General features: G+C 75.3%; 6 protein-coding genes. 2 read left to right on the top strand and 4 right to left on the bottom strand.

Going from position 1 to position 9,789, the window contains the following annotated elements; all coding sequences use genetic code 11:
- Positions 1-302 precede the first annotated feature (302 nt).
- On the top strand, positions 303-1,583 hold the full coding sequence (locus tag DQW06_RS15915; protein ID WP_117198821.1) for a glycosyltransferase: 1,281 nt from the start codon (positions 303-305) through the stop codon (positions 1,581-1,583).
- A gap of 40 nt (positions 1,584-1,623) precedes the next feature.
- Here DQW06_RS15915 and DQW06_RS15910 read toward each other — a convergent pair whose 3' ends face one another.
- The 3 genes from DQW06_RS15910 to DQW06_RS15900 all read right to left on the bottom strand — a co-directional run bounded on the left by DQW06_RS15910 (position 1,624) and on the right by DQW06_RS15900 (position 5,026).
- Positions 1,624-3,099: a HAMP domain-containing sensor histidine kinase gene (locus tag DQW06_RS15910; RefSeq protein ID WP_013156184.1), complete on the bottom strand. Its 1,476-nt coding sequence runs from the start codon at positions 3,097-3,099 to the stop codon at positions 1,624-1,626.
- A gap of 143 nt (positions 3,100-3,242) precedes the next feature.
- Positions 3,243-3,941, bottom strand: coding sequence for a response regulator transcription factor (locus DQW06_RS15905; protein WP_013156183.1), 699 nt, complete (start codon positions 3,939-3,941; stop codon positions 3,243-3,245).
- Between the two features lie 137 nt (positions 3,942-4,078).
- Positions 4,079-5,026, bottom strand: coding sequence for a CoA ester lyase (locus DQW06_RS15900; RefSeq protein WP_013156182.1), 948 nt, complete (start codon positions 5,024-5,026; stop codon positions 4,079-4,081).
- A gap of 207 nt (positions 5,027-5,233) precedes the next feature.
- Between DQW06_RS15900 and DQW06_RS15895 the strand changes: the two genes are divergently transcribed.
- The gene (locus tag DQW06_RS15895) at positions 5,234-7,771 is read left to right on the top strand and encodes a molybdopterin-dependent oxidoreductase (RefSeq protein ID WP_013156181.1); all 2,538 of its coding nucleotides are present in this window, start codon (positions 5,234-5,236) and stop codon (positions 7,769-7,771) included.
- Positions 7,772-7,982: 211 nt separating this feature from the next.
- On the opposite strand, the gene DQW06_RS15890 is transcribed toward DQW06_RS15895, so the two are convergent.
- Positions 7,983-9,789: PrsW family glutamic-type intramembrane protease (locus DQW06_RS15890; protein ID WP_117198820.1), on the bottom strand; the 1,807-nt coding region annotated here is incomplete at its 5' end.

Raw genomic sequence — 9,789 nt, 5'->3', positions numbered from 1 at the left:
CCTCGGGTCCGGGGCCGCCCGTCGTGTGCCCGGCGGCGGGCGGGACGGTCACGGACCGAAGGCGCGGCGGATCGGGGCCGCGCGGCGTGTGCGCGGCGGAGCGGGTCCGGGGCACGCGAGCCGCGGTCCGTTGTCTGTCGGCGCGGCCGGACTTGTGGGTAGGCGGAAGGGGCGCGGGGGTTCCCTCCCCCGCGCCGCGTGCCACCGAGCGGTCGCCCGGCGGCCACCGAGAGGTCGGCGGGGGTCAACGCGGGTGACCCACACTCGGGCGTACGCGGCGACCCGACAAAGGAGATCAGGTCATGTCCACGTCCTTCGCCTCCCCCGCGGTGGCGGCACCGCCCCGGCCCGCCGTCGGCGCGACTCGCCGCACCCGGGTCCTGATCGGTACCGACACCTATCCCCCCGACGTGAACGGCGCCGCGTACTTCACCGCCCGCCTCGCCCGCGGTCTGGCCGCGCGCGGAGCGCGGGTCCACGTGGTGTGCCCCTCCCCCGAGGGCGCCCCGTACACGGCGGAACGCGGCGGGGTGGTCGAGCACCGGCTGCGCTCGGTGTCCTCCCTGGTCCACGACAGCGTGCGGCTCGCGGTCCCGCTGGGCGTGCGCGGCCACCTGGACCGGCTCCTGGACCGGGTGCGGCCGGACGCCGTCCACATCCAGAACCACTTCCTCGTCGGCCGGATGCTGGCCGCCGCCGCGCACGCCCGAGGCGTGCCCGTGGTCGCCACCAACCACTTCATGCCGGAGAACCTCTTCGACTACGTGCACGTGCCCGCGCCGCTGCGCCCGCACGCGGCCCGGCTGGCCTGGTGGGACCTGGGCGCGGTGCTGTCCCGGGCCGAGCACGTGACCACGCCCACCCCGGCGGCGGCGCGGCTGCTGGTCGACCAGGGGTTCACCCGGCCGGTCGAACCGGTCTCGTGCGGGATCGACCTGGACCGGTTCAGCCCGCTGGACGGCGGCGCGGCCACCCGGCGGCGGCTGCGCGCCCGGCTGGGCGTGCCGGACCGCAGGACGGTGCTGTTCGTGGGGCGGCTGGACGAGGAGAAGCGCGTGGACGAACTCGTGCGCGCGGTGGCCCTGACCGACGGGGTGCAGCTCGTGCTGGCCGGGCACGGCGCGCACCGGGCGCGGCTGGAGGAGCTAGCGGCGGAGGTCGGCGCGGCCGACCGGGTGGTGTTCCTGGGCTTCGTGCCGCACGCCGACCTGCCCGACGTGTACCGGTGCGCTGACGTGTGGGCCATCGCCGGGACCGCCGAACTCCAGAGCATCGCCACCCTGGAGGCGATGGCGAGCGGCCTGCCGGTGGTGGCGGCGGACGCCATGGCGCTGCCGCACCTGGTGGAGGAGGGCGGCAACGGGTACCTGTACCCGCCCGGCAGCCCGGGGGCGCTGGCCGCACGCGTGGAGTCGGTGGTCGCCGACGAGGGCCGACGGCTCGGGATGGGCGCGCGCAGCCGCGACATGGCGGAGCTGCACCGGCTGGAGGACTCGCTGGAGCGGTTCGAGCGGATCTACCGCGAGGCGTCCGCCGGTGCGGGGGCCGGCGCCGGAGCCGGTGCGACGCGCAGCGGGCGGTGACCGGCGGTTCCGACGCGGCGTCCGCGTGAGCGCTGGATCCTCACCCGCGCGCCTTCTGCTCCCCGTCCCGCGGCGGTGTGAACAGCGGCAGGTGGAAGCCGATGGCGGCGCCGCCGCCCTCCCTGTTGCGGGCGAACACCCTGCCCCCGTGCGCCTGCGCGATCTCCCTGACCATGGACAGGCCGAGCCCCGAACCGGGCAGGCCGCGGGCGACGGCGGCCCTGTAGAAGCGCTCGAAGACGTGGTCGAGTTCGGCCGGGTCGATGCCGGGCCCCCGGTCCAGGACCTCCACCGTCCCAGCGCGCACGCGGATCTCGATGGGCGCGGTGCCCTCGGGGTCGAACTTGGCGGAGTTCTCGACCGGGTTGGAGACGGCGCGCTCCAGGGAGCCGGGGCGTCCCCACACGACGCTGTCGTCGGCGTCCACGACGATGTCGCGGCCGGTGCGGCGACGGGTGCGCTTGGCGACCTTCTCGGCGATCCCGGCGAGGGGGACGGCGCTCATCTGCTCGTCCTCGTGGTCGCCGGTGGCCAGGCCGACCAGTTCGTTGACCAGGGCGGTGAGTTCGCGGGTCTCGCCGCGCAGGTCCTCGATGAGGCCGGCGCGCGCCTCCGGGCTGAGCCGGTCCACCCTGTCGAGCACCTGCACGTTGGTGTACAGGCTGGTCAGCGGGGTGCGGAGTTCGTGCGCGGCGTCCTGGACGAGGCGGCGCTGCTCGTCCTTGGAACGGGCCAGCCGGGCGAGCATGGCGTTGAACGCGCTGGTGAGGCGGCCGACCTCGTCGCGGCCGACGTCCTCCTCGCGGCTCTCGCCGCTCCGGCCGGGGTCCACGGGGTCGAGCCGCCCGGTGGAGCTGACGTACTCGGCCGCCTCGGTGAGGCGCACCAGGCGGCCGGTGGTGCGGTGGCCCACCAGCCAGCCCGCGGCGGCCGCGCACAGGGCGACGAACAGGCCCACCCACAGGATCTGCGTGGCCAGCCGGTCGATCATCAGCTCGGTCGGGGACAGGCGCTGGAGGAGCTGGAGGGCCCCGGCGCCGTCGCCGAGGGAGACCGTGGCCAGCCGGTACTCCTGCCCGCCGATGGCCTGCTCGCGCATGTCGACGATGCCGGGCCGGGCCTCCTCGGCGACCTCCAGGTCCCTCTGCGACGGTGCGAACAGGATGATCTCGGACGGGTCGGCGATGTTGACCGTCCTGCTGCCGTCGGGTTCGAGGAGCTGGAGCTGGAACTTGTCGCTGGGCAGGAACGGTCCGGGACCGGCGGAGCCGCCCCGCCCCTGCTGGTGGTAGTCGACGAGCTGGTCGGACAGGGCGGTGACGGTGCTCTCGAACTCGGTGCGGGCGTCGGAGCGGATGAGCGCGGCGGCGGTGGTGTAGGCGAGGGTGCCGACCAGGGCGATGACGACGGTGGCGACCAGCGCGAAGATCACCGCGAAGCGGGTGCCCAGCCGCCAGTCGCCCGGTTGGAGCAGTGTCCGGCGCCACCTCGGGACGGCGGTGCGCGCGGCGGACACGAGGGCCCTGAGACCGGACGCGGCGCCAGAGCCGTGCGGGGTACCGGGGCCGTGCGGGGCGTCGGATGCGGGCGAGGCTCCAGGGCCGTGCGGAACGCCGTGTCCGGGTTCCCGCGGGGTGCCGTCGTCGGGTCGCACGGGGCTCAACCCTGCGGCCGGAGCGTGTAGCCGACCCCGCGCACGGTCTGGATCAGCGGCGGACCGCCGTCCTCCAGCTTGCGGCGCAGGTAGCTGATGTAGACGGCGAGGTTCTTGGACTCGGGGCCGAAGTCGTAGCCCCAGATGCGGTCGTAGATGGTGGAGTGGTCCAGGACGATCCCGGCGTTGCGCACCAGGAGTTCGAGCAGGTCGAACTCGGTCTTGGACAGCTCGACCTCGCGGTCGCCGCGCCAGACCCGGCGGGAGGCCGGGTCCAGGGACAGCTCGCCGACGCGCAGCGGTCCCTGTTCCGAGGCATCCTCGGGAAAGGGCGCGGCCCGGCGCAGCAGTGCGCGCAGCCGGGCGAGGAGTTCCTCCAGCTCGAAGGGCTTGGCGAGGTAGTCGTCGGCCCCCGCGTCGAGCCCCGCCACACGGTCCGGCGTCTCCACGCGCGCGGTGAGCATGAGGATGGGCGTGCGGTCGCGCTCGGCGCGCAGCACGCGGGCCACCCCGAGCCCGTCCACTCCCGGCATCATCACGTCGAGGACGAGCAGGTCGACGGGGTCGGCGTGCACGGCGGCGAGTGCCTGGACCCCGTCCGGTACCGTCCTGACCCTGTAGCCCTCCAGTTGGAGCGCGCGTTCCAGTGAGTCCCTGATCGCGCGGTCGTCGTCGGCGACCAGAACCGTGGCGGTGGCTTCCATGGCGCCCATGGTTCCGTATGAGGGTGAGAGCGCGGTAAGAGCGGGGTGGGGCGCGTGTCAGACTCCGCGCCGGTCAGGGCCCGCGCGGACCGGGCGGGCCCGCACGGGGCCCGCCCGCCCTCCGCCGGGGTCCGGGTTCAGGCCCCCGGGTCGAACGCGCGGGTCCGGGCCATCCCGGCCGCGCGCCCCTTGCCCGCGACCACGAGCGCCATCTTGCGGGAGGCCTCGTCGAGCATCTCCTCGCCGAGCATGACGGCGCCGCGCCGGTCCACGGTGGTGGCGTGGGCGTAGGCGTCCAGGATCAGCTCGGCGTGGTCGTAGTCCTCCTGGGAGGGCGCGAACACCTCATTGGCGGCCTCCACCTGGAGCGGGTGCAGGACCCACTTGCCGTCGAAGCCGAGGGCGGCCGTGCGCCCGGCGGAGCGGCGGAACGCGTCCACGTCCCGGATCTGGAGGTAGGGGCCGTCGATGGCCTGGAGCCCGTGGGCGCGGGCGGCCGTGAGGATGCGCATGAGCACGTAGTGGTAGGCGTCGCCGGTGTCGTAGCCGGGCGGCTGCTCGCCGACGACCAGGCTCTTCATGTTGATGGAGGCCATGAAGTCGGCGGGCCCGTAGACGAGGCTCTCCAGGCGGGGCGAGGCCGCGGCGATCCCGTCCACGGCCACCAGGCCGCGGGCGTCCTCGATCTGCGCCTCGATGCCGATCCGGCCGACCTCCAGCCCGACGGCGCGCTCGATCTGGGTGAGGAGGGTGTCGAGCCACTGGACGTCGCGGGCCGAGGTGACCTTGGGCAGGACCAGGGCGTCGAGTTCGGCCCCGGCTCCCTCGACGACGGTGACGACGTCGCGGTAGGCCCACCCGGTGGTGACGTCGTTCACGCGGACGGACCGCACCTTGCCGCCCCAGCCGCCGTCGTTGAGCGCCCGGACGACGGCGTGGCGGGCGGAGTCCTTCTCCAGGGGCGCGACCGCGTCCTCCAGGTCGAGGAAGAAGGCGTCCGCGTCCAGTTCCCGCGCCTTGTCCACGAACCGGGGGTTGGACCCCGGCACCGCGAGTACCGACCGCCGCGACCTGAGTTCGCCCATCGCCGTCCGTCCCCCTGCTCCACTCGTCCGCCTGCGCGCGGTCCGCACCGGTCGGCCGCGCGGGAGCGCGGTCGCGGCGCCGGCCGTCCGGCCGGGTCGGCCGCCTCCGCCGGGCGGGACCGCGCCGCCCATCATCGCACCGTGCGGTGCATAGAGTGAGTCCGGGCCCCTGGTGGGGCGCAGGGGAATTCCAGGGGGGAAACGAGCATGTCCGGCACGTCGTCGTATCCGACCAGCGCCCACTGGGGCAGTTACCGGGTGGTCGTCGAGGACGGCCGGGTGGTCGGAACCCTCCCCGACCCGGACGACCCGGCGCCGTCCCCGGTGATCGCCAACACCCCCGCCGCCCAGCACCACGCCTCGCGGGTGGCGCGTCCGGCGGTGCGGCGGCGCTGGCTGGAGAACGGACCCGGCCCGGACCCGCTCCGGGGTGACCCGGACGACGCCTACGTCGAGGTGGAGTGGTCCACGGCGCTGGACCTGCTCGCCGGTGAGCTGGACCGGGTGCGCGGCGCGTACGGGAACGCGGCGATCTACGGCGGTTCGTACGGCTGGGGCAGCGCGGGGCGGATCCACCACGCGCAGAGCCAGCTGCACCGGTTCCTCAACGTGATCGGCGGGTACACGCGCTCGCGCACCACCTACAGCCACGGCGCGGTGGAGGTCCTCTTCCCGCGGATCATCGGCGTCCCGGCGGCGAACCGGCTGCTGCACCGGGCCCCGTCGTGGACGCGGATCCGCGAGCACACCGAGCTGCTGGTGAGCTTCGGCGGGCTGCGGGTGTCCAACACGTGGACCTCCTCGGGCGGGCGCGCCGCCCAGACCGCCGGTCCGGCGATGCGCGACGCGTCCGGGGCCGGGGTGGAGTTCGTGTCGGTCTCGCCGCTGCTGGACGACACCCCCGAGGACGTCAAGGCCGAGTGGGTCTCCCTCAACCCGGGGACCGACACGGCGGTGATGCTGGCGCTGATGCACGTGCTGTTCACCGAGGGCCTGGCCGACACCGCCTTCCTGGACCGCTACACCGTGGGCGCGGACGTGCTGCGCGCGTACGTGCTGGGCGAGCGCGACGAGCGGGGCGGCCCGGACGGGACCGCGCGGACGCCGGAGTGGGCCGAGCGGATCAGCGGGGTCTCGGCCGACGAGCTGCGGTCTCTGGCGCGGCGGATGGCGGCGCGGCGCACGCTGGTCAACGTGGGGTGGTCGGTGCAGCGGGCCCGGTACGGCGAGCAGCCGTTGTGGGCCGGACTTGCGCTGGCGTGTTGCCTGGGGCAGGTGGGGCTGCCGGGCGGCGGTTTCGCGTCCGGGTACGGGTCCATGGGCAACTACGGGGGCGGCGCGACGCCGCTGGGGCTGCCGAGGATGCCGCAGGGCAACAACGCGGTGGACTCGTTCATCCCGGTGGCGCGGGTGGCCGACATGCTGCTGGAGCCGGGCGGGCGCTACGACCACGACGGCGAGGAGAGGCGGTACCCGGACATCCGGCTGGTGTACTGGGCCGGGGGCAACCCCTTCCACCACCACCAGGACCTGAGGCGGTTGACCGAGGCGTTCGGGCGGCCGGAGACGGTGGTGGTGAACGAGACGCACTGGACCGCGACGGCGCGGCACGCCGACATCGTGCTGCCGGCCACGACGGTGCTGGAGCGCGACGACATGGCCGCGAGCCAGGGCGACCTGAGCGTGCGGGCGATGCCGCGCGCGGTGGCGCCGCACGGGCAGGCGCGCGACGAGTACGACACCTACGCCGACCTGGCCGAGAGGCTGGGGGTGCGCGAGGAGTTCACCGAGGGGCGCACGAGCGGCGAGTGGATGCGCGTGGTGTACGGGCGCTGGCGGTCGCTGGTGGCGCGGCGGGGCCTGGAGGTGCCGGAGTTCGAGGAGTTCTGGGAGCGCGGGCGGGTGGAGATGCCCGGCCGGGTGGAGGACGAGGCGCTGCTGGGCGAGTTCCGCGCCGACCCGGAGGGCCACGCCCTGCGTACGCCGAGCGGGCGGATCGAGCTGTTCTCGGAGACGATCGCGTCGTTCGGGTACGAGGACTGCCCGGGGCATCCGGTGTGGCTGGCGGGACCGGTGGTGACCGGTTCCGGCGCCCAGGCCGGGCTCGGGGCCGGTGCCGGGGAGTCCGTGGCGACGGACTCGGTGCCTGGGGCCCGAGGGTCGGTGGTAGCGGGTTCCGGTACCCACGCCGGAGCCGGAGAACCGGAGGCGACGGCCTCCGGAGCTGGGGCCCGAGGGTCAGTGGTAGCGGGTTGCGGAGTCGGGGCACCCGTGGTGGACGGCTCCGGTGGTCGGTCCGGGGAGTTCCCCCTGGTGCTGATCGCGAACCAGCCGAGCGGCAGGCTGCACAGCCAGCAGGACATGGGCGCGCACAGCATGTCGCAGAAGGTGCGCGGAAGGGCGCCGTTGCGGATGCGCCCTGAGGAGGCGCAGGCGTGCGGTGTGGCTGACGGGGACGTGGTGCGGGTGTCCAGCGCCACGGGCTCGTGCCTGGCGGGCGTGGTGGTGAGCGACGCACTGCGGCCGGGGGTCGTGCAGCTGTCCACGGGGGCCTGGTACGACCCCTCGTCGGAGGACGTGACGTGCGCGCACGGGAACCCGAACGCGCTGACGGAGGACGTGGGGACGTCCTCGTTGAGCCAGGGGTGCACGGGTCAGCTGGTGCGCGTGCGCGTCGAACCGTTCACCGGAGAAGTGCCGCCCGTGCGCGCCTTCGAGCCGCCGAGGGGCGTCACCGCGGTCTGACCGCGGCGGGGCCCTCCCCGAGCGCTTCACGACGCGTGCCCGGCTCCACGACGTCGGAGGCCCTGGCCTGTCTCCCGTGGCCCCGGGGCCGCCCCACCCGCGTACCCACGCGGGCTTCCGGTGCCCCGGCCCGCCGGAGTCTCCCGGCGGGGCGGGCACACGTGAGCGGCGCGGCCGGGGGAACGGACCCAGGGCCGGGGGGCCGGGGCCGTCACCGTACGAGGAGCCGGTTCACGCGCCTGGGCAGCAGCAGCCCCGCCCAGCCCAGGAGCGCGTACCCCACCTGGCCGGGCGCGAGCATGCCGAGGATCGCCCCGGTGTTCGCGGTCGGCGCGCGCAGGAACTCGCGCATCCGCGGGTGCGCGTGCGGCACCCCGTTCCCGGACAGCAGCAGCGTGAGCACCGCGACCAGCACCACGGCCGCCCAGACCACGTCCACACCGGTCAGGCCGCCCAGCCACCCCTGGATCCGGTCGAGGGCCACGAACGCGTAGGCGGGCGTACCGGTCGCTTCCGGGCCGGGCGCGGTGGCGGCGAACACCGCCGCCGCGCCCATCGCCGCCATCGCCCCGGTGACCCCTCCGGTGGCCGCCAGCCCCAGCCGCATCGCCAGTTCGCGCGCCTGCCGGGTCAGTTCCTCCTGTGAGGGGTAGTGGCGCCAGGGCCGCCCCGCCGACCGGGCCTCGCCCATGGCGTTCGCCCGCCGCCAGCGCAGGAACCGCCAGGTGTCGCAGAGCACCGAGGGGCCGCGTCGCGCCGCGATGGCCGCGACGGCCAGCTCGTGGGCGATCGTGGACACCGTGGTGGCCAGGGTGATCGGCAGGTCCACCCAGGACAGCGCCGTCCGGCGGAACAGCGGCGCGATGTCGGCGGGCACGCGGACCCGCATGGCCACCGAACGCCCCCGCGCCCGGCGGCGCAGGCGGGCCAGCGGCGGCTGCCCGGGCAGCGGCGGCGTGGACTCGGCCGCGGTCGCGATCATCCGGTAGTCCATGGCCACCGCGCAGAGCAACAGCAGCACCAGCAGCCACGGGGTGAGCACCCCTCCGCCGAGGAGGCCGTGCACGAGGTCGGAGGCCGGGTGCAGCTGGGCGTTGGCCAGCCGCGCGTTCAGGTTCAGGTGCTCCAGGAACGCCAGGGTCAGCGCGACCGGCGGCAGCAGCCACAGCCAGGCCCCGTAGCGGCGGCCGACGACCGCCAGGCCGATCGCGGCGCCGACCAGGCCGGTGGTGACGGCGTGACCGGAGAAGACCGCGAGCACGGTGCCCGCGGGGTCGGTGACGGTGCTGCCGCCGGGCAGGAACAGGTCGGTCCCGGCGGACGGGCCGGCCCCTCCGAGGGCCACCTGCGTGAGCAGGCGCTCGGCCAGCTGGAACCCGGCCCCGGAGGCCGCGGCCAGCAGCAGGAAGTCCACCGCGGCCAGGCGGCGCAGCCTTCGGCGGGCCGCCAGGGCCAGGAGCAGCAGCGGGAGGAGCTTGCCGACCTCCTCCACGGTCACGGCGACGTAGGTGTAGCCGAGGACGCCGTAGGGGTCGCCGCCCAGCAGCCCGGTGACGGCGGACTCGGCGAGCGCCAGGGGCCACAGCAGCAGCGCGCCGAACGCGGCCATCCGCAGCAGCGAGGCGAAGGAGACCGTGCGGGAGCGGGCCAGCAGGGCCAGCTGGAACAGCAGGACGAAGGAGGCGGCCAGCACGGGGAACGCGGCGCCCAGACCGGGGACGGCCAGGGGCGCCACGAGCAGCGCCGCCACCATGAGCCACCCCCAGGCCCCGCGCAGGGCCCGCAGGGAGCGGACCGCGCGCGGCGAGCGCCGCCGCGCGCGTTCGGCGCTGCGGGCCAGGAGTTCGGCCGGGTCCGGGCCGGGCCCGCGCGAACCGCGGGCGTGGCGCGCGCCGGTCTCGGCGCAGTGGTAGAGCTGGGCGGCGCGGGTGAGGACCGGGCCGCCCTCCCGTCGGGCGCGCGCGGCGAAGTGGCTGCGGGCCTGGGGGATGTCGGCGCCGACGAGTTCGCGGACGAAG

The organism is Nocardiopsis sp. TNDT3 (genome assembly GCF_003427465.1).
Classification (GTDB): Bacteria; Actinomycetota; Actinomycetes; order Streptosporangiales; family Streptosporangiaceae; genus Nocardiopsis; species Nocardiopsis dassonvillei.
Note: the sequence above shows the minus strand (reverse complement) of the source record. Positions and strands in the feature narration are given on the sequence as shown.

Coding starts and splice junctions, on each gene's coding strand:
- DQW06_RS15915 (WP_117198821.1), top strand. CDS start 303: ATGTCCACGTCCTTCGCCTCCCCCGCGGTGGCGGCACCGCCCCGGCCC.
- DQW06_RS15905 (WP_013156183.1), bottom strand. CDS start 3,941: ATGGAAGCCACCGCCACGGTTCTGGTCGCCGACGACGACCGCGCGATC.
- DQW06_RS15900 (WP_013156182.1), bottom strand. CDS start 5,026: ATGGGCGAACTCAGGTCGCGGCGGTCGGTACTCGCGGTGCCGGGGTCC.
- DQW06_RS15895 (WP_013156181.1), top strand. CDS start 5,234: ATGTCCGGCACGTCGTCGTATCCGACCAGCGCCCACTGGGGCAGTTAC.